We start from the raw sequence: 25,497 nt of genomic DNA on the forward strand, positions 1-25,497 counted from the left end.
GATGAGCACGCGCAAGGACCGTCTGCGGAAACTGGTCAAGGTGCAGGAGCAACTGAAGGCGCTGCACGAGACCCGCCACGCCACTTTCCTCGCCGCGGCAAACGCGGCGGAGACCGAGGCCAAGGAATTGATCGGCCATTTCGACCAGGACAATTCGCTCTCCGGCCTGTTCCCCGATCTCTATCACCGCCGCATCGCCCAGGCGGTGGTGCGCCAGGAGAAGAGCCTGGAAAGCGCCAGGCAGGAGGCCGGCCTCATCGCCACGGCAAATGCCCGCACCAACATGGTCGAGCGCGCCTACAAGGAGGTGCGCAACCGCGACGAGCGCGAACGCTCCGACCGCGAACGGCTGGATCTGATCGCGCAGAAGCGGAACGAGGAATAGCTGCGGGAATCGCTTCCCTCGCTACGATTCGTTCAACGACAAATGTGCGCGTTCGTGCCTCCAACGGCACCCCAGCTGACATCACTGGACGAAGGCGGCACCGCCTTTGCTCCGATCGACACAGTCATTGGAAGTCGCCTTGGTGTTTGAGATCACGGCAAGAAGCTCGTTCCATCTCGACTCCAAAGTAGGGTGCTCTAACGCGGGATCTTTCGCCCAGTCAAAAACCCTACTCGCGTCCTTCTGGTCATCGAACTTTGGAATGTCCCTGCTGAACAAAGCAACGACAAGCTTTTTGAGGTCAGCCGAATATAGCGTCACCGATCCCTGCGTCGGCTCCGTGAAGGTGAGTGATCCCGGCAGCAGCCAGTGCGTGCCGATGCCGTCGCGCAACACCCGAGGCATATCGAGCTCATGCCGGGTAGCGATCGATCGGTGCTCGCAATAGATGTCGTGTATGTCGGAGAACACTTCACCTTCCATTCCCAAGCCGAGTTGCCCACCCGCCTGCAGCACCGAATTGAAGCCAAAGCTCTCAGTATAGCCTCCAGCCGAAGCAGATACGTCGGCAATGACGATGTGAAGCGGCGCCAGAGGCACGGACTTGTCCAACGATTTCAGGGCGTCTCGAACAAAAAGGTAAAGCGTCATTGTACCGCGGTTTTCAACCGCGCCGCCGTCCGTCACCCAATAGCGCTGTCGGACAGAGTCTGTTCCATCCGGCAATACATCGATGGCTGCGTCGGAGAAAACGGGCGGAAAATTCGAACTGAGGGCGGCGGCGCGGGCGATTGAAAGGTTTACGTCATCGATAGGGACGACTTTCATCACGGCCGGTTCATTCGCCGCCGCCCCCTGGTTGGGCGCCTTGAGGTTCGTCAGCACCAGCCGCCCGCCCGCAACGCTGCCGTCAAGCAGTTTTGGACATTTCGCGGCGAGTTCTGGAAATGAAAGATTGTCATCAGTACAGGTTGTTGGCTTGGCTTCAAACGAACCCAGCAACGACGTGTTGAACATCAAGCCGAAAGGCGGCGATCCCATCACTCCCGCACCCATGTTGCAGACGAACGACTCTGCAAGGATATTGCCCAAACGGGTTCGCGCCGGGATCCATCCGTCCACGTGCTCATCTTTCAGGGGATTTTCACCGCACACAGCCGGCTGCCAGCTTCGCCGTCCAAAGGTTGTCCGCAGATCACCGGCTCTTTCGAGAACGTCCTCGATGAAGGGATCCGCCATGACCTTCGAAAAATTCCCCCAAGCGTCATTGTCTGGATCACCGGGTCGCCGCAGTTCGCGCTCATGCAAGGCAAAGTAGGCTAGAGCGGCACTGCCACCGGATACACCACTGACGAGGACGACGTTACAGATCTTGCCTTGTTGTGCGAGCCCGTGAAGGACTGATGCCGTGTAGATGGCGGCGCGAGTGCCACCGCCAGAAGCGGCAATGGCAATTCTGGCATCGCTCGGGCCTAAGGGCGGGCAAGCGCCTGTTTGCCCGGTCTCAGACCGCAAAAAGCTGGCGGGGTCGAGGTTCTTGGGCGCCATCGAATGGATTTCCAGTTCGGCAGGCTGAGCCGCGTGGAAGAACGAGACCCAAGACGGCCCGGCTATCAAAATGAAGGCCAAGGTGCTTGTGATTACCGGAAAGACCAGTGCGGAACGTTGAAAGTCGCGCAAGCTCGGCAGTGGGTCGGGGAATACGCTCTTTGATGCCGGCATCTGTTCGATCTGCCGGCGAAAAGTGGACAGCAGTTCCGATGGAGTCTGGAACTGTAAGGCTGCCCCCTGGGCTTCGTATCCCTTCTTATACTCGCCCTGAATTTTCAATCGTCCCGCCCCATGCAGCGCTACCAGGCGACCGTTCGGCTTGATGGGGCTGGTAGGCTGGTTACCGATGTAGTCGTATCGCAGCTCAAAGGGAGGCCCAGCGGCAACACTGCCACCAAGTAGATGGAGAATTCTCCGCGCCGCGAATTGATCGCACCAGAACGCGTAGTACCACGCCGCCAAATAGAAAAAAGCGAGGTAGCCCATGATCTTGGTATTGCCGTATCCGGTGCTGCCTGCGTTGAACAGATAAGTGATGTAGTGCACGTCACCCAAGCGCGCCAGGGCAACGACAATCACCAGCAAGCTTATGGCAAGTTGCGGGCCTATGAAGAAGAGACGACCGATAGTTTTAAGAACTTCCATCAATCTTTCGAAAAGCACGCCGAGGAAGAGCACTGCCCAGCAGAGAACGCCGACAATTGCAAACACCCACCAAAGAAATCGATCCGGTACAAAGAGCACCAATAGCGATCCAGGCAAAAGCAGCTCGACCGGGTAGCGGACGGGCACAATAAGCAAGGCGGAAACCAGCGCTGCGAAAGGGCTGGTCCCCATGAAGTCGTAGCGATTCGTCGGTGGAAACAGGTCGACTGCGGGAAGCGCCTGCGCAAGTTCACTTCGTCCTTGGGGATTGAACAATCGCACGGCTACACACCAGGCCATGCCGAGTGCGATCGCCAAGATGATGACAATCGCGACACCAATGTGCAGGCGTAGTGATCCTGAATGATCGTCGTAGGTCTCAGGTTGGGTGAAGAGAAGCATTGGGGCGATCAAGACACCCAGGATCGCAAGCTGCCCAGCGAGAAGGTATCGCTGGACCCATGGTTGCAACCACGCTCCGATATGTAGCGCCAGCAACAGTGAAAGCCCGAATATCAACAGTCCGATCGTGGCCAACGTAAAGTGGAATGTCGGGCAGCCGAGCGCGATAACGACGATTAACATGAGAGACAGGACCGGGACGAACCAGGCGTAGCCATCGGGCGCAATCCAGCTCCAATACCACGCTCTGCCCGTTGGCAACGGCTGGTTCACAAAACCATCAAACCTTCGCCACCAACGAACGAAACTCCTCGTCTTGGCACCCAACCAATTGTAAAGGCCTGGTTGGTCATTCGCGGTAGCAGCTTGATCCACAGCAAACCTCTTGGCTTTCGTCATGTCTGGATTGCCCATTGCTGTGCCATCCACCGTGAGGACGCGAGTACGAAAGCTGGGTGTTCTTGGAAGCCCCATGGCTCAATGCGGCTTCTGGCCCTAGCGCGGCCGGGCCAGCCGACACGCAACTGCCATGGGGAACACTCAGCCGGGCCACTTGAGTAGGGCGACCCGTTCATGCAGGTCAATCTAGTGGGATTGTAGGCATTCCCTGGTTCCACTTTTCAAGCTTTCCCAAGAAGCCCCACGCCGCAAGGCCAAGAAATAACGGCATTGCGAAAGGGCTTAACCCCATGGCTGGCGTGATATTGGACACTGCAGTGCCTACCGCGGTCAGATCACCCGACACGCCAGGCGAAGTCGCCAATTTGGAAAGCAGCTGCGTAATTATCGCCCCGCCAATACCAATCGCCGATTTCTTTCCGTCGAGCAGATTCCCGATCGTCTGACCGAGCGCACCGTTCACTGGGCCTAACGGCGCATCCTTGGCTTGGCCAGGGAGCAAGATGGCCGAGACCAGGTCGATCGCCCTTCGCAAGCGATCTTGCTGACTACCGCCCTGATTGACTGGCGGGACGGTGTTCGCCACGCGCTGAACTGCACCTCCCAACGCACTGACAATGCCCGCGAGGTCGCTGTTCACGCCAACCGTATTTACATGGACAGGTGAAGGCACCTTGTCCGATCTATCGGTCAAGGCGCGAATAGCGGCCTGCAAAGATTCGAGCTTCTCGCGAATATCACTTGCGGCGCCATCCGAGCTGGGCTGCAGCTGCCGGTCAATCGCCGCAATCGTAAGGGGATCTGCTAACCCCGTATCGTCCAGTCCGTTTTGTTGTTGAAAGCGCGACAGAGCTGTCCTGGTTAAAGGTCCGCTCCGCCCGTCTTCTACCAATTGCGGGTCTGCCCCCAGAGCGTTCAATGAATGCTGAAGCCAGACAACATCCTTTGCCATCTCATCGTCTGGTTCCAAGCCCGGCGAACCGCCGTTTGAACCGATGCTGATTGTTGGGTCAAGGCTGAGGAGAGCCTTCAAGATCACTGCCGTCCCGAGCTGCGTATCCGCAAAATTGGGGTCGAAAACATGGTCTTTGACATACTTGCCGGCTCGCGCCTCGGGCGGCCCGTACAAGGTGGAACCACCGTAAAGGTACGGAGAATTCACACCTTTTCCGTGGTAGCCAAAACCATTGAACCCCTCGAGCCTGAACAGAGTTCGCGCAATCCCCCAATCGCTGGCGCCGACAAAGCCCTCCAGCCGCAAAGCGTCCAACGCTCCGTCGACAAAAGCGTTCGGCCCGGTGAATGGCCCACGGCCCTTCGGAACAATGGTGGTACGTTGGCCAAGAGGCTGGCCATTGCCGAGATAAGTGCCGAAATTCAGCGAAGACTCACGGTAGTGACAGAGGCCGACAAACCACCATGGAACACCCGTCCGGCTTTCGATCTGAGCATAGATCGTCTTGCCATCCAGAATGCGCTTGGCTTCCTTTTTGACGACGCTGGCTCGGTTGGATCGGATTTCCAGCCTCTCCCAGTTGCGCTCATATCCCTCTTTATATTCATCAAAGAGTCCCATTGCCCATATCCCCTTCGAGTAGTGATTGACCAAATTCGACTAACGCTAAACCTCCGCCAAACTGGAAAGCCGGGCACACCTTTGTCAGGCGCCGGCAGGGGCGGACATCTCAAGAATCTCCGCCCTGCTTCGCCCCCGCCGAATTGTCGAAGATTGTCACGACATATCCGGTCGTCCCCTGACTTCACCCGCTGCCAAGGACTGGTTGTCACCGGTAGTGAAGCGGCGGCCCCATGCCGAGCCCGTAGGAGACCAGGTCCTTCAGTCTGAAGCCTGCCCCGCTCACAGGCTTCCACAAAGGATCGAGCGACAGGTAAGACCTGCCGTCGCCAAACAGCAATCCGAGGAAGACCTCCGCCACAATCCGGCCGCCCACCGGTCCAAGCTGCGGCGTGGAACGTGTGCCGCCGCCTGTAATCGGGATAGCCATGTTGGTCTTGTGTGTTGCCGCTTCGGCAAGGACATAGGTCCAAAGTGGGCAGTTGTCGGCGAAGGCCTTGCCGTCGCCACCCTTGGCTGTGACGGCATCGATGATCGGGCCTACGACATCACCATCCTCGGGAGCGTCCACAGCCTTGCCGATTATGATGTCCGCATCGGCCAGGGGCTCGATGGCCATGGCACGTGCGACGCTCTGGCCGGACGGCAGGCCGAGGAGCCAGCCCCGCAAGAGATTGCGCTCGCCGAGGGAGGCCGGCGGGTCACCCGCCACAGCTTTCGGCAGATCGTGCAGGAAACCGACGAGGGATGTGTCGATCCTGTAGGCAAATTGCAGCCGACGCACGTTGGCAGGATCTCCAGTCTCGGGATCCGATCCGCCTGCGCGCTTGTCAATGTCGATAAATCGACCCCAGTCCAGGGCGCGACCCGGCTTCATCGTCTGGAAGCCGGTAAGCGCCTCCTCATGCGGCTTGCCGGCGCGTGGGAAGATCGGCAGCAGCTTGTCGTCGTTCAGCCGATAACCGGGCCTTACCATCGAATGGCCAAGCCTGTAGGCGGCGACCGAAAACTCGACTGGCATGAACGGCAGGTTGCGCCAGTGATAGTACCGCAATCGCTTTTGATCGAAGCGGCCGTCCGTCTTGAGTGCGTCAAGGATCGGTTGCGAAACGATCCTGGCGAGGAAGTCATTCACGACAACATACTGGTAGTGGAAGCGGACGAGCTGCTGGACCGCTTCAAAATCCAGGCCCGGATTGTCATCGACCATCCGGTTGTGCACGTTGAGCATCAGCCCTTGCAGTTGCGAAACCAGACTGTTTTCATCGTTGCGGGGGTCGCCGATGATTGCGCGTCCGGCGAAGCGCGGCAGATCGTGTCCGGGCTGGCCACCGGCTCCTGTCATTGCATCGCCGTGGCGGAAGCGGCCTTCTTTCGTATACATGTAAGGCTGGTCGGCGGGACCCCGGCCATAGACATTATCCAGATTAAAGCTCGGCGTGCGGAAATCCACCAGCCCATCGGGATCCAGCGATTTACGCAAGGTGCTGACGGGATCGAAGGTGATGTCGTGATCAACGAACTGGCCAAAATAGGTATAGAGGGCAGGAATCCCGCTTTCCTCGGCGTCGAGCCCATCTTTCGGCTCGTCAATATCAGCAGACATGGCGGCGCCGAGCGCCTTGAGGTTGCGACGGTTGTCATCGTCGTTTGCCCCGAACGTTGCGGGTGCCAGATTTCGGAACATGCGGCCGAAGCGGCCTTCGAACAACGGCGATCGTGTCGCATCAATGCCACGGGGCGGGGTGCCATGCGCTGCCATTTTTGATCTCCTGTCTTGTCGAATTTCTGATCCGAGGATGGCCTTGTGTCGACGAAGCCGCTTCGCCCTTCCGAGTGGGCCGCGAGGCACAGGCCGGCCCCATCCGGTCATGGCCCCGCGGCGCCGCTCCCGGGAGGAAACCCGAAATGGGCCTTGTGTCGAAGAAGCCGCTTCGCCCTTCCCAGTGGGCCGCGAGGCACAGACCGGCCCCATCCGGTCATGGCCCCGCGGCGCCGCTCCCGGGAGGAAATGAATTGGCGCCGATTTTCCATCGTCTCGTCCGGTGCGGGTCGTTCAGCTCCGGGGCAGTCGAGATGACGTCTCGGAAACAACCATTAGACCAGCTAGCGTGAAATCAGCGTGAGATGACCGCCATCTTCGGCTCTCGCGTCTTTCAGAGATCGCTTTGCCTTGCCTGCGACGCTTGTTGACCCGATCAAAATCGTGAGGCGAAAGTGGCAGCCAGGAGTGAGAAGGCTTTCTTCAACAGCGAGGATGGTGAATTGACCGCCGCGAATGCGTTTGAACTGGCAGCGCGATTTTGTTCAAAGCCGCAAGATTTGGCACCTGACCAGGCTGCAATGGCACGCGGGTTGCTCACCTCACTTGGGTACTTTGGCTCCCGCGACACAGATCCCGACCCGGTGGTGGTCAACAACCGCCAAGGACTACTGTTGGCCGCAGCGAATTTTGGCAATCTGTTCCGCTTGCACGCCCGCCACGCACCGGGGCTGCACTTTTTTGGTGCGCAGGTACATCGCAGTTGGAGAGATTCGGCCTCACCCACTTCGGCGAGCTTCAGCGGTGTCGGCCTCACCCCGGGGCGCGCATTCGAGGCCTGCATCGGCGAGGGCATCGAATATCATAGCGAATGGCAAGTGCCGCACGGGACGACGCACGGCACGCCAGTAGATGGTGTAAGTCATTGGCAGGACATTCGGCTGGCTGAACACCTCGACGATTTCCAGGTGCAATCCGGTTTCGGTGAAAGTGACCGATGGGTGCCCGTGCGCCGGCTGGACGACGGTCGGCAGGGCTATCTGCCCGAGACACTTTTCATTCGCGGCGCAAACCGAAGCGCCTGGGTAACCAGTTGCGGATGCGCCGCAGGGATAACCCACGAGGCTGCCCTGACCTCGGCGCTGCTGGAAGCAATCGAGCGCGATGCGGCTGCCGCCTGGTGGCGCAGCAGGCGCGGCGGCCGGTTGATCGGACTGGAAGCGCTTGCTGGCGCGGGCGTGCTCGATCTGCTTGCGCGGATAAGGCAGGAGAAGCTCGGCAGATGCACCCAGTTTCTCGACATATCGGGTGAGTTTCCCTCGCCTGTAATCGCGGCGCTATCCTTCGACGCGGATGGTCGCGGCCCGGCAGTCGGGCTGGCTTGCAGGCTGGACGCGGGCAACGCCCTGAGGGCGGCGCTGCTGGAAATGTGCCAGATGGAACTGGCTCTCGATCTGGCGGCAATGAAACGCGCAGAACAGGGGGTTGAGAGGCTCGACGAGGTCGACCGCCTGCAGGCGGAGCGCGCCGAGACCCCTGGCGCAATCGACACGGGCCTCGTCTCACACCTGTCCAGTGGCGTGCTGATGCACAAAAATGATGAAAGGGACTTGAATTTCGTATCCTTGGTTGGCGAAATGCTTAAGAAGCAATACCGCATATACGCAGCAGATCTGACCACGCCGATGTTTGACATTCCCGTCGCCAAAGTCTTCGTCCCAGGGCTGCAGCCATTTCCGTCGCCGTTCCAGTCGCGTCGGCTTCGTTCCCTCATTGACCAGGCCGGCCCGAGCGGCCGCGCCGATCTTATGTAGACGGAGGCAGTTGCGGGACAACGATGATCGGGCACAACTCCCCAACGAGGACTGCGCCGCTGATCAGTGTCACGACGCTTGACAAGGTAGCGCTGAGCCAATTTGGGCGAGACGTCGCCGTGAGAAACCGCAAATCGCGTGCCGTCCTTGCCTATCTTGCACTGAGCCCTCATGGTTTTGAAACCCGCGAGCGCATCTGCGGCTTGCTCTGGAGTGAATCGGACGAGGCACGAGCGAGGGCCTCGCTTAGGCAAACCGTAGTCGATCTCAAGACCTGCCTGGCTGAAGTCGAAGGGGTCTTCCTCGGAGACCGGCTCAACGTGACGCTGAAGCAGTCGCTCGTCACAGTGGATGTGAGTGAGATCAGGCACGAGCTGAAGGCTGGAAGGATTCCGCCCGTCCTTCTGGAGAGGCAACGTGTCGCAGAAAGCTTTCTCAATGGCCTGGACGACATCGACCCCTCGTTTCGCAACTGGGTCCTCGTCCAGCGGCAATGCCTTCAGGACGAATTTATCTCATGTCTGGAAGCGATGGCCAAGGCCGCGGCAGACTGGCCAGCGCTAAAGCGAGCCGGACAAGCCCTGCTCAATCTCGATCCGACCAACGAGATCGGCTGCCGAGCAGTCATGGAAGCGTCGGCTCGGATGGGCGACCAAGCAACGGCCTTGAGGGCCTATAAGGGGCTTTGGGACCTGCTTGAAACAGAGTTCGACAGCGAACCTTCAGCCGCCACGCAGGCACTAGTCAGTGACATCAAGCTCGGTACGATCGGGGCCACGGACAGGGGGGCGGTAACCGCGATTGCCGCCGAGGCATTCGGGTCCCAGGCGCAACGGCTGCAAGAGCCCGCCGCCGGCGTGCTGCTGTTCGTGCGGGAGTTCGAATTGGTGAGCGGTTCCGTCCGCGCGCGGAACGCGGTGCAAATCTTCCGCAGTGAACTGGTCGCGTCGCTGGTGCGGTTCCGCGACTGGGCGGTAATGGAATGGGAAGGGCATCCCCCCCGCTTCACCGAGAATGCCTACTGCATCGAGGCGACCGGATTTGTCGACGGGCCGGCATTGCGTCTCAGCATGACGCTTAAGCAGCTTGCATCGGGGCGCTACATCTGGAGCGAGCAGTTTGTCATCGAAAACAGCCAGTGGTACCAGACCCAGCAGAGGCTCATCCGCCGCATCGCTGTCGCGCTGGGTGTCAGCATGTCGTCCGAACGGCTGGTTCAGATCGCCAGCATCCCGGACCTGTCGCTGGAGCAGTTCGACCGCTGGCTGAGGGCGCAGGAACTGATCTTTCAGTGGCGCCCGGAGTCAGAGGAGAGGGCCGAGGCTCTGTTCAGATCAATCATCGCGGAGTCACCGCGGTTCGCTGCCGCCTACGCCGGGTTGGCCGGCATCATCAATTCACGGCATCTGATCTTTCCCGGCATCGGCCGGCGACGCGAACGCCACGCAGAAGCGCTGACGTTTGCCAAGCAGGCGACCCAGATCGATCCGATCGATTCGCGAAGCCAACTGCATCTGGCGTGGTCCTACGCCATGAACGGCATCCCGCAGCAGGCGGCCATCAGCTTCCTTCTGGCCTGCGAACTCAATGGCAACGATCCCTGGACACTGGTCTCCGCTTCTCTCGGGCTTGCCTATTGCGACGATCGCGAGAACGCGCGGCGTATCGCCACTCTGGCGTTGCAGACCGGACTCGGCGTTTCACGCCTGCAATGGAGCTATCAGGCGGGCGTGCGGTTCCTGCTTGGCGACTATGCGGGTTGCGTCGAAGCAGCTGAGCGCGCCGCCGATAGCGTGTCGTACATCGGCGGCTGGAAGGCTGCGGCGCTCGCCTTGCTCGGCAATGAGCAAGCCGCGCATCAAGAGGCCGACCGATTTTTGGCGCAGCTGAAGACGACGTGGTTTGGAAATGAGTCACCGGAGCCGGGCAACGTCGGCACATGGCTCATGGACAGCTTTCCGATCTACAGTCCAGACGCCCTCGAGGCGCTGCGCCGAGGGCTAGCCGGGGCCGGCATTGTCGTCAGCCAGATACCTTTACCAGAGCCCGTTCTATCGGCAGCCCCGAATGGTGTAGTCCGCGATGCGTGAGTAGAAGAAACTGTCGCGGTTGAACGGCACCGTTTCGAGAATCGCATCGAAATAGAATTCCGGAATGCCATAATCGGCCATGCCGCCTTGTTCGGTCTGGAGCTTCTTTTGCGATTGCGTCACTTGATTGTTGGGCGGTAACCGCAGGAAGAAGACGTGGTCGTATCCCTGAACGATCTGGATTTCCTTATAGCGGTCCGGCACGACGACGAGTCCATCGAGTTGGGCCTTGAACTCGGCCAAGTCGCGCGGACGCGTGCTGGGGTCCTGTGCCCATTGCACCACCTTGCGGCCGGTCGCCTCGAAGTTAAGGGTTCGGATCGGTTCGGGAAAGGCGTCCAAATTGTCGACGGGGTCAGCCATGTTCAAGCTCCAGGAGTTGTAGGCGGGGTGATAAACCGGGGCCAGGCATCGCCCAGATTGAGCGCGCTGGCGACGAAAAGGATCAGGTCGGCCATTGTTCGCGGGATGCCGGTGGGAAACAGTCTGGCGACGAGGTCCTGCGTAATTGGGTCGTCTTCGATCATGGCGCGCGAGGCCGCGAGCCTTGCCATGAAGACATCCCCTACAATCACCGATCCGATGGTACCGAAACACAGCCCGTCCTGTTCGATCGCGGCCTCCAACAACAGCCAGAACAGCAACGGCGGATTTTCTGCCAGCTCAGTCGCCTCGGCCGCGGTGAAGGCAACGGTCGATCCTTGAAGCCAGGATCGAATAGCCTGGTGCCGTTTCCCGGCATCGCCGAGTAACGGCGCGGTCGCGAGAGCGGCCTGAGGCAATTGCTCGATCAAGGCATCGAGCCTGAGCAGGCCACCAATGGTTCCTCGGACCAGATCGCTGAACAAAAGTCCCGACGCATTCGGATCGGGTAGTGCAGCTCTGTCTGCTTCGCTCAACAGCCCCGCTGTGGCGGGGTCAAGTGGCTTTGAATCGGGGCCGACGCACAGGATCGGCATGCTGTAGGCACTCAGCAGCACTTCGTTGACCGTTGGTCCGATCCGCCGACTGAACTGCGGCGTCGAGCCGGCGATCTGGAAGAAATGCGACCAATCGGCGATCCAGTGTTCGGAGACCGGGAATCTGTGCGGGCGTGATGAGGAGCGGTTGAGCAACACGTTCTCCAGCCCTTCGCCTTCCGGATGCTGGTCATTGAAGACATAGGAAAGCCTGACCATGGAATGGCCCAAGCGGTATGCCGCGTGGGAAAACTCAATCGGGATGCCTTGCGGCATGTCGACCAGTGGTCTGAACCCGTTCGCGTTGTAGAGGTCCCATATCGGCTTGGCGATGAGGCGCGGCAGCAAATCATTTTGCAGCACATTCCGGTAAATCGCCGTCGTGACGCGGCGTGTCCGGTCGAAAAGATACGCGCCTGCCGGCAGTTCGACGTCCTTTTTGGGTATTCCGCTGCTGCTCAGTGCACCGGCCACGGCATTGTGCAGGTGCAGGAAAAGCGCCGTCATTTGCGCAATGTTGGCGTTGTCGTCGCTACGCTGGTCTGCGACCAGGACATCCGTCCGACCCCTTTCGACTCCATCGCTCAGATCGGCCTGTTGAAAGCGTGGCAAGTCGCGTATGGCAAAGGGACAGGCGCCCGCGGGAATCGCCATGGCGTTCGGTGACGGCGGTGCCATCGGCCCGGTACGCATGAGCGACCTGACGACTTCACCAGGCTTGGCCACGACATACATGCCAGGGTTCGAGAACGGTCCTCCGCCGTAAAGCACGTCGAGCAGGAGTGCCTCCTCGCGTTCGTTGCGGCGCTCTGCCTCGTGGGCCGCCAACAAGGGACTGAGCGAGGAATTGCGGATAATGTCGTGCGCGGCGAACTGGGCAAGATAGGTGTATCCTGCCGGAATCCGCTCGTTGGTTTTGTTGCCACCTCCGGCGGATGCCACACTCATCCTGCGCAGCAGCTTGGCAAACAGGCACTGAGTGGCCCAAGGTGTCTCCAGGCCATGATAGAGCTTGGCTTCGTCCGCGCCGGCAGCATTGCCGAAGTTGCGAAACTGCACCTGACGCGGATCAACAGTGCCGGCGATGCCTTGAACACCGCCCGACACGGCCAGCCCGGCGGTAGTCGTGCCGCGATGAGCGTTCATTCCGGTTCTCCCCGTCCCTTGGACCGTATTCCATACGTGTCGTGAAACCAGCGTGAAATGCTACTAATTTCGCGGCGCGCGAGCAAAGTTGACGGCCCAAAATCTGCCGGTCAGCAATGCGCCGCATGGTCGCCGTCCGCCGATCCCCGCCAAGCCTGGAAGCTGCCGTACTGTATCTTTGAACGGCGACATAAACAAAGTGCTTCGTGCCCGCTGGTGACCTTGGCCTCGAATCCAAGCTTCGCTAGAGTTCACGACATGCTGAACGCCATTCACCACGTCGCGCTCATCTGCACCGACTACGACCGGTCGCGACGGTTCTACGTCGATCTCCTCGGCCTCGATCTGATCCGGGAGGTCTATCGGGAGGAGCGACAGTCATGGAAGGCCGATCTGCGGATCGGGTCCGTCCAGCTGGAATTGTTCTCCTTCCCCGCCCCAGTGACGAGGCCGTCCTATCCAGAGGCGACGGGCCTGAGGCATCTGGCATTTGCCGTGGCCAATCTCGATCCCGTAATCATGCGCCTGGAAGCCGCCGGCGTCGCCGTTGAGCCAATCCGCATCGACCCATATACAGATCAACGGTTTACCTTCTTCAGCGACCCGGATGGATTGCCGCTGGAACTCTGCGAAGTCCCATAAGCAACGGTACGCTTTCGCCACCATGCCGGTCGCGGCCTGCCCGCGCCGTTGCATTGGCGCCGCCTCGGGTCGAAAATGCCCCCATGGAAGCAGTCCGATTTCCCAAACTCATGACACCAAGGCTCGTGCTTCGGGCGCCCAGCGAAAGGGATGTCCCGGCATGGTTTGCGCGCGCGACGGATGTCGAATCCGCCTCCCTCGCCGGTGATCCCATTCCCGGCGACATAAGCGCGGGCGAGCGATGGTTGGCCCGCTCGCGTCAGCGGTTCGCCGACGGCAAGGCGATCCAGTGGTCGATGGACCAGACGGGAGTATCGGACGCGATCGGGACGATAACCCTGACCTTCGGCGCAACCGATGCCAAGGCAGCCGCATTGGGATTTGTGCTGGCACGCGCGCATTGGGGGCACGGGCTGGGTAGCGAGGCGGTGCGCGAAGTCCTGCGCTACGCCTTTGAAACCCTGGCGCTTGAACAGGTGACGGCCGAGGCGGCGGCGCGCAATTTCGCGTCGCTGCGGATATTGGCGAAGCTCGGCTTCAGGCATATCGAGAGCTTCATCGATGAGTCCGATGGCGAGCGCTGCGAGCGTTTCGCACTCGACGCGGATATCGGATCGCCACTGTCGACGAGCGACCGCTAGGTCCCGTGCTTGCTCGATTCAATTGCAGGTATTCGCAGCCTTAAGCGCTTCGGCACGGGAGGGTTCGTGCAAATCCGCGATCCGGCGGACAGCAGCGTAGAACCTTGGATAGTCGCCGGAACACAAATCGAACAGATGAAGGAACGCCGGAACCTGTTCACCGTAGACGGCAGTCGCGGCGAGCTTTGCATTGTTGATCGGGGCATCGAACCAGGCATCGTATCCCCGGTATCCGGCCCAGCTTTTGTCGCGCATCTGTCGGTAGCGCATCCGCAGCCTGTCGATCGTGGCTGCCTTGGCAGCCGCCATCTGCTCAGGGGCGCGGGGACTTCCATAGACCTGCCGCAACTCATCCCGCGTTTTCGCGATCAGTCCGAGAAAATCCGCCTGGCGCTTGCGGTTCGTTTCGTAGCGGCGCAATCCGGCGCGATTTCCCATGGCGCGGAGCCATTTCCTCACACCGCTGGTTTCGACGGCTACCGCGAAAGCCTCGTTGAACGCGGAGTCGTTGTTCACATAGATTTTCTGATGCGCCAGCTCATGAAAGACAAGGCTGGCGATATAGGTGTCGTCCTGACGCAGCATGGTGCTGAGCAGCGGGTCGCTGAACCAGCCCAGCGTGGAGTAGGCGGTGACGCCTGACACATAAACGTCCAGTCCTTGCCGCTGCAGTTCGGCGGCGCTTTCAACCGCTGATTTGCGGGAAAAGTAACCCCGGTACGGAACGCAGCCGAAGACCGGAAAGCACCATGTTATCGGCGTAAGCGAGAATCGCGGCGCGGCAAAAACGGCAAGGGTCACATCGGCCCGGCCGATGTCGAAATAGCTGCGATAGCTGCTGTTGTCGGGCAGCGCCAGTTCTTCCGTGGCAAAGCGGCGTATGGCGCTGGCCGACGTCAATTTGGCGCGCAATGCCTCGGGCGTCGAGGGATCACGGATGAGCCTTCCGACATTTTTCCGCGCGGCCATGATCTGCACGTGGCCCTCCACCGACTGCGCGTAGTAGGAAATGCTGGTGCACCCGGCCAGGCCGGACGCCACAATCACAGCGGCAAGCATTCGAAGAACGCGCTTCACTGTTTGCCCACCGCTTGCCCATCTCCCATGCAGCAAATGTCTCGATCCCGTTCTCAAACAGGCGCACCAATTCCCGTCAAGATGTACAGGGGCAGCGGGCCGGACTTTCGACGTTGGCAGGATTGGCGATGCGGCCATTCGCCTACGGCGTGCCGTGTCCCCCTGGCTGTCGTCAGCTTGCGGGCTGCCGCGGTCATTCGAGAACGGCGGCGGATGCCCGCTTCCGGCCCGAAGCCGACACCTCGTCTCTACCCCACATTCCGCGCCCTCCCCTCGCGCAAGCCTGCCACAAGCTTGTTGAGGCATGGTCTGGCCAAGGAAAACCGGTAAAAGGCGGACTTTCTTGGCGATTTCTCCACCCAGCGACATCGTTATGGATGTCGCCCGAGCTGCCGATCCGATGGATATCGAGGCTGCCCGTGCCGCGCTGACCAGGCGCGCGGGTGGCGCGGCCGGTGCCTTTTCGGTCGACACCTCCGGTTCGCTGGATACCGCGGCGTCGGTCGACGCCGGCTCGATTCTGTCGCGCGCCACGGCTGACAAGGCGGCGGCGACAGCCGATCCGGCCAAGAAATTCAAGAAGTTCGAGGCGATGGTCTTGCAGACCTTCATTCAGAACATGCTGCCCAAGGACACGGAGGGCGTCTATGGCACGGGTCTGGCCGGCGACATGTGGAAGTCGCAGCTCGCCGAGCGCGTTGCCGACGTGATGGCCGAGCGCGGCGGCATCGGCATCGCCAAGTCGCTGCTTGCCGACCACTATATGGACGGCAAGCGCAAGGTGCCGATCGGCCCGGTTTCAAACGGACCGGAAAAGGCCGAGATCGATCAGCAGACCCGTCTGTCCAGCTCGCTCGTCCAGGAATTGCAGCGCAAGGCCGCCAGGTCGATGACCGGCGACGAGACAACCATAAAAACAGACATCAAGATCTAGACTGGGAAACACCATGGCCGATTCTTCCGAATTCACTGCCAACCTGCCGGCGCGCACGACCGCGTCGGAGGCTCCGATCCCGTTCGCGCGGCCCGGAAACCTTGCCGCCATCATCGGCCGCATCGAGGAGGTGGTCGAGGAAGAGACCGCCGGCATCCGCAGCGATACCGGCTATGATCTCAAGGCGTCGAACGCCCGCAAGAGCCGCTATCTCTACGAGCTGACCCGCGCCATGAAGGGCGGCAGCGAAGCCGAGTTCCTCGAACAGCACCGCGAGGGCCTGACCCGGCTGCGCCAGAAACTGGCGAAGAACGAGGCGGCGATCCTGGCGCATCTGAGCGCCGTCAATGAGGTCGCCGGCCTGCTGCGCAGCGCCATCCAGCGCGCCGAAACCGACGGCACCTACTCCGCCGGCGAGTTCGGCCGGATGAAAGGTTAGCGCGATGATCTCGGGCTCGGGCTCTGAATGATCAAGATCATCGCCATCGCGGTCTGGGTCTGCGCCGCCACGCTCGGCGCCGTCTTCTATTCGTTCCAGGCAGCCGGTGAACGCGGTGTCGGCGAGAAACCCAAGCCGATGCTGGGCGGGCTGGACTACGTCAAGACCGACGTCATTTCGGTGCCGCTGATCCGCGATTCCAAGATCGGCGGCTATTTCCTGGCCAAGCTCGTCTATACCGTCGAACCGGAGCAGATAAAGAAACTGTCGATTCCGGCCGAAGCGCTCATTACCGACCAGGTCTACAGCTACCTCTACGCCAATCCCCAGATCGACTTCACCAAGAAGGCGACGATCGACCTGGATGCCTTTCGCGCCGCCATTCGCGACACCGTCAATGCCCGCGTCGGCGCGAACCTGGTGCATGAGGTTCTGATCGATCAGGTCAATTTCCTGAGCAAGGACGAGATCCGCGACAACTGGCTACGCCGTCGGCAGGATTCCGACACCGCGGCTGCCGGGACCGTCAAGCCGCCCGAAGCGGACGCGCCGCCAGCCCACTGACCACCGGTGCCCCGACAGGCTACCTGGTGCGGCGATAGGAACCAGCCTCCAGGATTTGCGTTGACGTAAACGTCAACCAGAAGCTATATGCGGCAGCGACCGTGATCGCCAGAGATGCCGCATGGACTTCGGCCAGACCGAAATGCCCTGCGCGACAGGTGCAACCAGACAGGGAGAACAGCGTGAGCGTTCAGGAGATTGCCGAGAAGATCAAGTCGCGCGTGGCCAGCAGCGGGTTTGATCGTTCCGTGAAGTTCGACACCGGCGGCGACGGCGTCATCGTCATCGACGGCGCAACCGTCTCGAACACCGATGCCCCCACCGACTGCACCATCAAGCTCTCGCTCGACGATCTCGATTCACTGATCGCCGGCGACCTGAACCCGACCATGGCGTTCATGACCGGCAAGATCAAAGTCGAAGGCGATATGACGGTGGCCATGGCGCTCAGCCAGTTGATTGGCTGAACACACACGATTACCCGGTCGTCAATGGATCGTAAAACGCCGCCGCTTCAGGCGGCGTTATGTTTGAGGAATAGCGTGGTCGATTCCTCAGGCGGCCAGTGTCGGCGCCTGGGCCTTCAGCTTGCGGCCGCAGGCCTTCAGCGTGCCGTGCACGCCGTCGAGCGCACCGTCCACCAGTTCCAGCGCCAGCAGGCGATGCCGCTCATAGGGGCCTGGCATCGCCAGCCGGCCCGTCTTGTCGGCCGAGAAACCGAAGCGTCCGTAATAGGGCGCATCGCCGACCAGCAGGATCGCCGCGTGACCGAGACGCGCCGCCTCGGCCACGGCGTGGCGCATCAGCGCCGAGCCGATGCCGGCATTCTTGAGTGACGGATCGACGGCGAGCGGGCCAAGCAGCAATGCCGGCGGGCCGCCCTCGCCCAACCTGACATCCCACAGCCGCACCGTGCCGGCGACGCCGCCCGACGCGTCGCGCGCGACGAAAGCCAGGCCTTCCGAGGGCCGGCGGCCACGCCGCAGCTTCTCCGACGATTTTTTCCGCCGCATCGGCCCCATGGCACGATCGAGCAAGGCTTCGCGTGCCGCTACGTCGGCGACGGTTTCGGCGACCATGGAGAAGGCCGGCGCATGAGCTACGATTTCAACTGACATTTCCATTTCCGCAATCCCTGGCAAGCGGAGATCTGTTCCACAAGCGAGCCCGGGCGGGCGGCAAGCGCCCACCTGGGATGATCTGATCGGCTCTCAGCGCATTTTCAGGCGAGGTGGTATCCGGTTCGCCGTCCGAAAATGCGCCAAATAAAGAACCGTCAGATCACGTAGGATCGGAGAGGTTCGAAGCCGTTGAAGGCGACCGCCGAGTAGGTGGTCGTGTAGGCACCGGTGCCTTCGATCAGCACCTCATCGCCGATCGTCAGCGACAGGGGCAGTGGATACGGCGTCTTCTCGTACATCACGTCGGCCGAATCGCAGGTCGGGCCGGCGAGCACGCAAGGCGCGGTCTCCGAGCCGTCATGGCGGGTGACGAGGGGATAGCGGATCGCCTCGTCCATGGTCTCGGCCAGACCGCCGAACTTGCCGATGTCGAGGAACACCCAGCGCACATTGTCATTGTCGGCCTTCTTCGAGATCAGCACGACTTCCGACTTGATGACGCCGGCATTGCCGACCATGCCACGGCCCGGCTCGATGATGGTTTCGGGAATGGCATTGCCGAAATGCTTGCGCAGCGCCGAGAAGATCGCCTGGCCATAGGCCTGGGCCGCCGGCACGTCACGCAAATAGCGCGTCGGGAAACCGCCGCCCATGTTGACCATCTTCAAGACGATGCCTTCCTCGGCCAGCGTCGCGAACACCTTCTTGGCGTCGGCCAGCGCACGGTCCCAGGCGGTCAGGTCGGTCTGCTGCGAGCCGACGTGGAACGACACGCCATAGGCGTCGAGGCCGAGCGCCTTGGCATGGCGCAGCACGTCGACGGCCATGGCGGGCACGCAGCCGAACTTGCGCGACAGCGGCCACTCGGCGCCTTCGCCGTCGGTCAGCACGCGGCAAAACACGCGCGCGCCGGGAGCGACGCGGGCGATCTTCTCGACCTCCTCGACGCAGTCGACCGCGAACAGCCGGATGCCGAGCTGGTAGGCGCGTGCGATGTCACGCTCCTTCTTGATGGTGTTGCCGAAGGAGATGCGGTCCGCGGGCGCACCCGCGTCCATCGCCATCTCGACTTCGGCAACGGAAGCGGTGTCGAAGGACGAGCCCATCGCAGCAAGGAGGCGCAGGATTTCCGGCGCCGGGTTTGCTTTCACCGCATAGTAGATCTTGGAATCGGGCAGCGCCTTCTCGAAGGCGCGGAAATTGTCGCGCACGACATCGAGGTCGACGACGAGGCAAGGGCCGGACGGACGTCGGGTGGCGAGGAAATCGAGGATGCGCTGGGTAGCCATCGGGTTCTCCAAACACGCCTTTCGGCGCGCACAAGGGTGCGGACGCGGGCTGTCGGCCTCGCGAACACGCGGTGGACAAAGGCGGGACGGAAAATCCATGGAACCAGCCGGTGGAGACCCCGGAACCATGAAACGCCGTCTCGCGGCGATGAACCTCGGCCTTGCCCGGCTTCGGTCCGCTTTGTCTGCCTTGGCTTGGATTGGGAGAACCCCGTTCCGCACTGCAGGCAATGAAGGTGTGCCTCTTCAGTAACCCCGGTCTTTGGACAACCGGCAGAGAACCAGAAAGGCCCGCACCGTCGTTGCTTCAAGGTGTCCTCGGTCTGGCGGTTGGCCGCTAAACCGACTGGAGGGGTTGGCTCCAGTTACCTTACCGATTTCCCTCACCATTCGAGGATCGGCGGACACCCACAGGCACGTGCGACTTTGGGCAAGCGCGATATAGGGGCGAAGGATTTCACAATCAATAAAAATCGTATCGCAGGTTGTAAAATTTCCGGCATCGAACAATGTAGGTGCAACCGTATCCGGATATCGAACGATGACAGGCACGCACGGCCCCTACAACGCCTTCCTCGATCTTCGCCAGATACCGGTGGCCCATGCCAACCTCGGCCCGCTCGCCGGCCTGCGGCTGGCTGTCAAGGACATCTACGACGTCGCCGGCTACCGTACCGGCTGCGGCAATTCCAGGAAATTCGCCGAAAGCAATGCCGCCTCGAGCACGGCGCCGGCCGTACAGATGATTCTGGATGCTGGCGCGCGCTTCGTCGGCAAGACGCAGACCGACGAACTGGCTTTCGCGCTGTTCGGCCAGAACGCGCATTTTCCCTTTCCGGTGAACCCGGCGGCGCCCGACCGCGTCACCGGCGGCTCGTCGTCCGGATCGGCAGCGGCTGTGGCTGGCGGGCTGGCCGACATCGCCACCGGCTCCGACACCGGCGGCTCGATCCGCGCGCCGGCGAGTTTTTGCGGCCTGATCGGGTTGCGCACCACGCATGGCCGCATCGCGCTCGATGGCGCCATGAAGCTGGCGCCAAGCTTCGACACGTTCGGCTGGTTCGCCGACGACATCGAGACCTACGAGACCGTCGGCAAGCTGCTGCTTGGCCGCGACCCGCACCAGCATTCGCTGGACCGCCCGATATCGCTCACCTGGCTGGACGAGATGGTCGCTGGCCCCGCCCTTGCCGAATATGCCAGGATGAAGGCACTGGCGGGTGCGGTTTTCGGTACGCCGGCGACCTCCACCACGCGCTTCAGCTCTTCCCCTGATGAACTCTACTGGTGCTTTCGTCGGCTGCAGGCCAGGGAAGCGTGGGGGGTGCATGGCGAATGGATCACCAGCGGCGAACGCGACCTTGGTCCCGGCGTCGAGGAGCGTTTCGGCTTCGGCCGCGCCGTCGATGACCGCACGGCGCAGGCCGAAAACGTGCGCCGGCTGACCTTCCGCGGTGAACTCAGCGCCCTGCTCGGCAAGGACGGCTTCCTTGTGCTGCCGACCGTGCCGGGTCCGGCGCCCTATGTCGACTCGACGCCGGAGCAGTTCCAGGCCTATCGCGAGCGCGCCCTGCATCTTCTGTGCCTCGCCGGGCTTTCCGGCTTTCCACAGATCACCTTGCCCATCGGCTCGGTCGCCGGTGCACCGTTCGGGCTTTCGCTGCTTGGCCCTTCCGGCAGCGACATTGCCCTGATACGGCTCGGCCGAAAACTTCTCGACGCAGCACAAAAGGCCTGAACCATGGACACCCTGACCCGCATGCGCGCCTTCATCGACGTCGTCGAGGCCGAGGGCTTTTCGGCGGCGGCGCGCAAGATCGGCCGCTCCAAGGCGCTGCTGTCGAAATATGTGCGCGAGCTGGAAGACGAACTCGGCGCGCTGCTGCTGAACCGCACGACGCGCCAGTTCTCGATGACCGAGGCCGGCCATACCTATTACCGGCGCGCCTCGGAGATCGTGCGCGAGGTCGACAGCCTGGCGGACGCCGTGCGCGAATCCTCCGGCGACGTGCGCGGCAGGATCAAGGTGTCGGCACCGCGCACCTTTGCCGACGCGCCGATCGGCCAATCGCTGATCGACTTCGCCAAGCAGCACCCCGACATCGTGCTCGACATTCAGCTCGACGACCGCTTCGTCGACCTCGTCGAGGAAGGTTTCGATCTCGCCGTGCGCATCTCACGCCTGGAGAATTCGTCGCTGATCGCGAGACGCCTGGCGCCGTTTTCGATAAAACTCTGCGCTTCTCCCGAACTGATCGCCAAGCATGGCATGCCGACGCGGCCGCAGGATCTCGGCCACATGCCCTGCATCGTCGACACCAATGGCCGCGGGCTGAACAACTGGCCGTTCAAGGGCGACAACAACGATCAGCTGAGCGTCGCCGTGTCAGGTCCGATCGAGGTCAACAGCCCGATGGCGGCGCGCGCCGCCGCCGTGTCGGGTCTCGGATTTTGCGTCCTGCCGGATTTCATCGCCGGGCCCGATCTTGCCAGCGGCCGGCTGGTGACAGTGCTCGACGACCGTATCCTGTCCGGCGGCGGCATCTTCGCCGTCTACCCGCACCGCCGCTATCTGCCGGCCAAGGTCCGTGTTTTCGTCGACTTCCTGGTGCAGTGGTTCAAGACGCGTGAGGTCGCTTGACCTGTCCAGGGCTTCTGTTGCGTGCGTGTCGTAGTTCCAAAGCCGCCACGCACTTTTGGCTGACACGCTTTGGGTTTGTGCGTGTCATAAATCCCAAAACCGCCACGCACTTTTGGGTGACACGCACCGGCGGTCCCACTTTCGCCCCCTTTCTGGTAACTTTCGGTTCCTCTCCAAGGCCAAGGGAATCGCGACCGGGAATGCAGCTCAAACGGCACGCAATCATACTGGGTTCGGCCCTGGCGGCGACCTTTGCCTCGACGGAGCCGGCTTACGTGCATCCGCACGTCTTCGCCGAGGCACGCCTGGATGTCATCTTGTCCCCGGATCACCAAAGTGTGAAAGCGCTGCGTCATCTCTGGCGCTTCGACGACCTGTTTTCGAGTACCGTGATGATGGAGTTCGACAAGAATTCCGACCTGAAGCTTGACGACAAGGAGCTGAAGGAGGTCGCCGACACCGTTCATGCCTCGCTCGCCGAGTTCAACTATTTCCAGCTCGTCACGCAGGACGGCAAGGACGTGGCGATGACGCCACCGCCGCATCTGATGGCCAATTTCGACAACGACCAGTTGATCATCCTGTTCGAGTCCGAGCCGAAGGCGCCGATCAAGCTGACCGGCAAAATCGATATCGGCGTCTACGACCCGACCTTCTACACGGCGATCGACTTCACCGAGGATTCCAACATCACGGTCGAAGGCCTGCCGCCGAACTGCACCAGCAAGGTCGTGCGGCCGGATCCGGACGAAGCGATCAAGGAAAACCAGAAGACCCTGACGGATGCCTTCTTCAACGATCCGACAGGCACCGACATGAGTAAGATCTTCGCCACCAAGCTCGAACTGACCTGTCAGCCAGAAGGATGAAGCCAGTGACGAAACCGTCCCTGCGTTTGGCATTCGGCCTGTTGGCCCTCACCTTTGCCGCGATGCATTTCGCCAACGCCGCGCATGCCCAGTCCTCGCTCGGCATCGGCGTCAATGACGGCATGGCCCCCACCACCGGTCCGTTCGCCCACATACTGATGTGGATCAACCTGCGGCAACAGGAATTCTACCGCGCGCTGGCAACGGCCATGAAGGCGATGCGCCAGGACAACAGCAAGCTCTGGCTGCTCGTCGGCCTGTCCTTCGCCTATGGCATTTTCCATGCCGCCGGCCCCGGCCACGGCAAGGCGGTGATCTCGTCCTACATGGTGGCCAATGAAGTGGCGCTGCGGCGCGGCATCCTGTTGTCCTTCGTCTCGGCGCTGCTCCAGGGCCTGACGGCGGTCGCCGTGATGGCGGTCGCCTATTTCGTCCTGCGCGGCACCACGATCTCGATGACCGACGCGGCCTGGTTCATGGAGATCATGAGCTTTGTCTTCGTCACCCTGTTCGGCGCCTGGCTGCTGTGGCGCAAGCTCGGCCCGTCCATCCTGCGCCTGTTCGGCAGGGCGCCCGCCTACAGCCTGTCGGCGGCGCACGCCGGCCATTCGCATGCGGGTCATGCGCACAATGGGCATTCTCACGCGGGTCATTCCCACGCCGGCCATTCGCATGCCGCGCACAGCCATTCGGCGCACGGCCATTCACACGCGCTTCATGGGCAAGGCGACCACGACCATGACCATTCGCACGACCATCACGACCACGCCGCGCATGACCACCATCACGACCATGGCGCGCACGACCATGCGCATCATCATGACCATGCGCATCACGATCACGCCGCGGGCGAGGTCTGCGAAACCTGCGGCCACTCGCATGCGCCCGATCCGGCGCTGCTTTCGGGCGACCGTTTCGACTGGCGCACCGCCTGGTCGGCGGTAGCGGCCGTCGGCATCCGCCCCTGCTCCGGCGCGCTGATCGTGCTGAGCTTCGCGCTGCTCAACGGGCTCTGGCTCGGCGGCCTGCTGTCGGTGCTGGCGATGTCGATCGGAACCGCCATCACCGTCTCGGCGCTGGCGACGATCGCGGTGACCGCCAAGAACTGGGCGGTGTATTTCGCCGGCGACGGCCGCATGGGCAACCGCATCCATTCGATCGTCGAGATCGGCGGCGCTGCCTTCGTGTTCCTGTTCGGATTGCTGCTGCTGTCGGCCAGCCTGACGGGCAGCGTCTAGGTCTGTCCTATCCCATTGAAGTGGGATGGGGCCGGCAAATTCCTAACCAATCTTCCCGCCCAGTTCATCCTCGATATGCGCGCGGATGATCTCGTCAAAGCTCTTCTCGGCGCTGAAGCCGAGTTCCCGTGACCGCTTCGCCTCGAAGCGGGTCGGCCAGCCCTTGACGATCGCCCAGATCGTCGCGTCCGGCACCTCGCGGATCAGGCCTGCCGTCTTCGGCCCGGCGATGCGCTCCAGCGCCTCGATCTGCTCGCCGACGGTGACGGCGACGCCCGGCATCGTCAGGTTGCGGCGCGGCCCCACAGTGGCGCCGTCGATCTCGGCTGCATGGATCAGGAAATTCACCGCCGAGCGCGGGCTGGCATGGGTGTGCACGACCGAGCGTGGCACCGGCAGGATCGCCTCATGCCCGCTCAACGGCTCGCGGATGATGCCGGAGAAGAAACCGGAGGCCGCCTTGTTCGGCTTGCCGGGCCGCACGCAGATGGTGGGCAGGCGGATGCCGATGCCGTCGAAGAAGCCGCGCCTGGTATAGTCGGCGAGCAATGCCTCGCTCATCTGCTTCTGCGTGCCGTAGGAGGTCAGCGGCGTCGGATGGAAGTCATCGGGAATGACATCCGGGAACGGCGCGCCGAAGACGGCGATCGACGAGGTGAAGACCACACGCGGCGCAAAACCCGCCAGCCGGATGGCGTCGAACAGCGCCCGCGTGCCGTCGAGATTGACGCGGTAGCCAAGTTCGAAATTCGCTTCCGCCTCGCCCGACACGATGCCGGCGAGATGAAAGACGACATCGGGGCGCGACGCGACGAGGCTTTCGGCGGGGCCCGCCTCCGCGAGGTCGCCGGTGTGGGTGCCGATGCTGACGCCTTCCATGGTCGGGGCATGGGGCGGCACGATGTCGTGCAGATCGAGCGCGGTGATCGTCTTGCCGCGCAGCGTGCCGTCCTTGGCCAGCCGGGCGATGAGCTTGCGGCCGACCATGCCCGCGGCGCCGGTGATCAGAATGCGCATGTCAAAATTCCCTTACTTGCCCTGATTTTTGCGCTGGCTGCGCGCGCGCAGCCAGAACACGAGAAAAAACGCCAGCACGAAGACAATGCCGAATATGCCGGCGAGCACGGTCGAAAGGCTGCCCAGTGCCAGCATCACGGTCGGCAGGTAGAACGCCGCGATACCGAAAAGGAGCATGATCCACAGCGCGGCGATGGCGGCATTCCTGGTGTCGCGATCCATCATGCCGCACCGGGACAGCAAGCATTCGTAGGACTGGCTTTCAAAGCTGTGGAACTCCTGAGGCAGGGCCGGTT

The 25,497-nt window shown here is 61.8% G+C and carries 23 protein-coding genes; 13 read left to right on the top strand and 10 right to left on the bottom strand.

Annotated features, from left to right (window positions below; genetic code table 11):
* Position 1 precedes the first annotated feature (1 nt).
* Complete coding sequence (locus FJV80_RS03530) at positions 2–385, top strand: hypothetical protein (protein WP_095792684.1); 384 nt, start codon at positions 2–4, stop codon at positions 383–385.
* Between the two features lie 81 nt (positions 386–466).
* Here FJV80_RS03530 and FJV80_RS03535 read toward each other — a convergent pair whose 3' ends face one another.
* From FJV80_RS03535 to FJV80_RS03545, 3 genes are all read right to left on the bottom strand, one after another.
* Positions 467–3,397 (bottom strand): patatin-like phospholipase family protein, encoded by a 2,931-nt coding sequence (locus tag FJV80_RS03535; RefSeq protein WP_245318109.1) that lies wholly within the window; start codon positions 3,395–3,397, stop codon positions 467–469.
* A gap of 166 nt (positions 3,398–3,563) precedes the next feature.
* Complete coding sequence (locus FJV80_RS03540; RefSeq protein ID WP_142875563.1) at positions 3,564–4,958, bottom strand: peptidoglycan-binding protein; 1,395 nt, start codon at positions 4,956–4,958, stop codon at positions 3,564–3,566.
* 208 nt (positions 4,959–5,166) lie between these two features.
* Positions 5,167–6,720 carry a heme peroxidase family protein gene (locus FJV80_RS03545; RefSeq protein ID WP_185973268.1) on the bottom strand — a complete coding sequence of 518 codons (1,554 nt, stop codon included), beginning with the start codon at positions 6,718–6,720 and terminating at the stop codon, positions 5,167–5,169.
* A gap of 455 nt (positions 6,721–7,175) precedes the next feature.
* On the opposite strand from FJV80_RS03545, the gene FJV80_RS03550 reads away from it, so the two are divergent.
* Positions 7,176–8,534: a YcaO-like family protein gene (locus tag FJV80_RS03550; protein ID WP_246688891.1), complete on the top strand. Its 1,359-nt coding sequence runs from the start codon at positions 7,176–7,178 to the stop codon at positions 8,532–8,534.
* Positions 8,535–8,557: 23 nt separating this feature from the next.
* On the top strand, positions 8,558–10,624 hold the full coding sequence (locus FJV80_RS03555; protein WP_142875564.1) for a BTAD domain-containing putative transcriptional regulator: 2,067 nt from the start codon (positions 8,558–8,560) through the stop codon (positions 10,622–10,624).
* On the opposite strand, the gene FJV80_RS03560 is transcribed toward FJV80_RS03555, so the two are convergent.
* Positions 10,586–10,987, bottom strand: coding sequence for a hypothetical protein (locus tag FJV80_RS03560; RefSeq protein WP_095772636.1), 402 nt, complete (start codon positions 10,985–10,987; stop codon positions 10,586–10,588). The two genes, FJV80_RS03555 and FJV80_RS03560, sit on opposite strands and share 39 nt — an antisense overlap.
* Positions 10,988–10,989: 2 nt before the next feature.
* Positions 10,990–12,729, bottom strand: coding sequence for a peroxidase family protein (locus FJV80_RS03565; protein ID WP_142875565.1), 1,740 nt, complete (start codon positions 12,727–12,729; stop codon positions 10,990–10,992).
* 258 nt (positions 12,730–12,987) lie between these two features.
* Here FJV80_RS03565 and FJV80_RS03570 point away from each other — a divergent pair, with 258 nt between their 5' ends.
* Complete coding sequence (locus FJV80_RS03570; RefSeq protein WP_142875566.1) at positions 12,988–13,371, top strand: VOC family protein; 384 nt, start codon at positions 12,988–12,990, stop codon at positions 13,369–13,371.
* A gap of 125 nt (positions 13,372–13,496) precedes the next feature.
* The gene (locus FJV80_RS03575) at positions 13,497–14,012 is read left to right on the top strand and encodes a GNAT family N-acetyltransferase (RefSeq protein ID WP_095792736.1); all 516 of its coding nucleotides are present in this window, start codon (positions 13,497–13,499) and stop codon (positions 14,010–14,012) included.
* An 18-nt stretch (positions 14,013–14,030) separates the two neighbouring features.
* Here the strand turns inward: FJV80_RS03575 and FJV80_RS03580 are convergent, their stop codons facing one another.
* Positions 14,031–15,071: an aminopeptidase gene (locus tag FJV80_RS03580; protein WP_142875690.1), complete on the bottom strand. Its 1,041-nt coding sequence runs from the start codon at positions 15,069–15,071 to the stop codon at positions 14,031–14,033.
* Positions 15,072–15,393: 322 nt separating this feature from the next.
* Between FJV80_RS03580 and FJV80_RS03585 the strand changes: the two genes are divergently transcribed.
* From FJV80_RS03585 to FJV80_RS03600, 4 genes are all read left to right on the top strand, one after another.
* Positions 15,394–16,023, top strand: a complete 630-nt coding sequence (locus tag FJV80_RS03585) for a rod-binding protein (protein WP_185975129.1) — start codon at positions 15,394–15,396, stop codon at positions 16,021–16,023.
* A 13-nt stretch (positions 16,024–16,036) separates the two neighbouring features.
* On the top strand, positions 16,037–16,462 hold the full coding sequence (locus FJV80_RS03590; protein WP_095786967.1) for a hypothetical protein: 426 nt from the start codon (positions 16,037–16,039) through the stop codon (positions 16,460–16,462).
* A gap of 27 nt (positions 16,463–16,489) precedes the next feature.
* A complete protein-coding gene (locus FJV80_RS03595) occupies positions 16,490–17,026 on the top strand; it encodes a hypothetical protein (RefSeq protein WP_142875567.1) in 537 nt (178 codons plus the stop codon).
* A 182-nt stretch (positions 17,027–17,208) separates the two neighbouring features.
* Entirely contained in the window at positions 17,209–17,493 is a 285-nt protein-coding gene (locus FJV80_RS03600; protein ID WP_019861010.1) for an SCP2 sterol-binding domain-containing protein, read from the top strand.
* Positions 17,494–17,580: 87 nt separating this feature from the next.
* On the opposite strand, the gene FJV80_RS03605 is transcribed toward FJV80_RS03600, so the two are convergent.
* Both FJV80_RS03605 and odc2 read right to left on the bottom strand, forming a co-directional pair.
* Positions 17,581–18,150: an N-acetyltransferase gene (locus FJV80_RS03605; RefSeq protein WP_095786968.1), complete on the bottom strand. Its 570-nt coding sequence runs from the start codon at positions 18,148–18,150 to the stop codon at positions 17,581–17,583.
* Positions 18,151–18,302: 152 nt separating this feature from the next.
* Complete coding sequence (gene odc2, locus FJV80_RS03610; RefSeq protein WP_095786969.1) at positions 18,303–19,436, bottom strand: ornithine/lysine decarboxylase; 1,134 nt, start codon at positions 19,434–19,436, stop codon at positions 18,303–18,305.
* A gap of 541 nt (positions 19,437–19,977) precedes the next feature.
* On the opposite strand from odc2, the gene FJV80_RS03615 reads away from it, so the two are divergent.
* The 4 genes from FJV80_RS03615 (at position 19,978) to FJV80_RS03630 (ending at position 24,184) form a co-directional block, all read left to right on the top strand.
* On the top strand, positions 19,978–21,174 hold the full coding sequence (locus tag FJV80_RS03615) for an amidase (RefSeq protein WP_095786970.1): 1,197 nt from the start codon (positions 19,978–19,980) through the stop codon (positions 21,172–21,174).
* A 3-nt stretch (positions 21,175–21,177) separates the two neighbouring features.
* Positions 21,178–22,077 (top strand): LysR family transcriptional regulator, encoded by a 900-nt coding sequence (locus tag FJV80_RS03620; RefSeq protein ID WP_095772626.1) that lies wholly within the window; start codon positions 21,178–21,180, stop codon positions 22,075–22,077.
* 200 nt (positions 22,078–22,277) lie between these two features.
* Complete coding sequence (locus FJV80_RS03625; protein ID WP_142875568.1) at positions 22,278–22,946, top strand: DUF1007 family protein; 669 nt, start codon at positions 22,278–22,280, stop codon at positions 22,944–22,946.
* Positions 22,943–24,184 carry a nickel/cobalt transporter gene (locus tag FJV80_RS03630; RefSeq protein WP_095786971.1) on the top strand — a complete coding sequence of 414 codons (1,242 nt, stop codon included), beginning with the start codon at positions 22,943–22,945 and terminating at the stop codon, positions 24,182–24,184. Before FJV80_RS03625 ends, FJV80_RS03630 begins: the two co-directional genes overlap by 4 nt.
* A gap of 42 nt (positions 24,185–24,226) precedes the next feature.
* Here FJV80_RS03630 and denD read toward each other — a convergent pair whose 3' ends face one another.
* Together denD and FJV80_RS03640 are read right to left on the bottom strand one after the other, a co-directional pair.
* Positions 24,227–25,201: a D-erythronate dehydrogenase gene (denD, locus tag FJV80_RS03635; protein WP_142875569.1), complete on the bottom strand. Its 975-nt coding sequence runs from the start codon at positions 25,199–25,201 to the stop codon at positions 24,227–24,229.
* A gap of 12 nt (positions 25,202–25,213) precedes the next feature.
* Positions 25,214–25,426, bottom strand: a complete 213-nt coding sequence (locus FJV80_RS03640) for a hypothetical protein (protein ID WP_081295203.1) — start codon at positions 25,424–25,426, stop codon at positions 25,214–25,216.
* Between the last annotated feature and the right edge of the window lie 71 nt (positions 25,427–25,497).

Source organism: Mesorhizobium sp. WSM4310, assembly GCF_007003935.1.
Classification (GTDB): Bacteria; Pseudomonadota; Alphaproteobacteria; order Rhizobiales; family Rhizobiaceae; genus Mesorhizobium.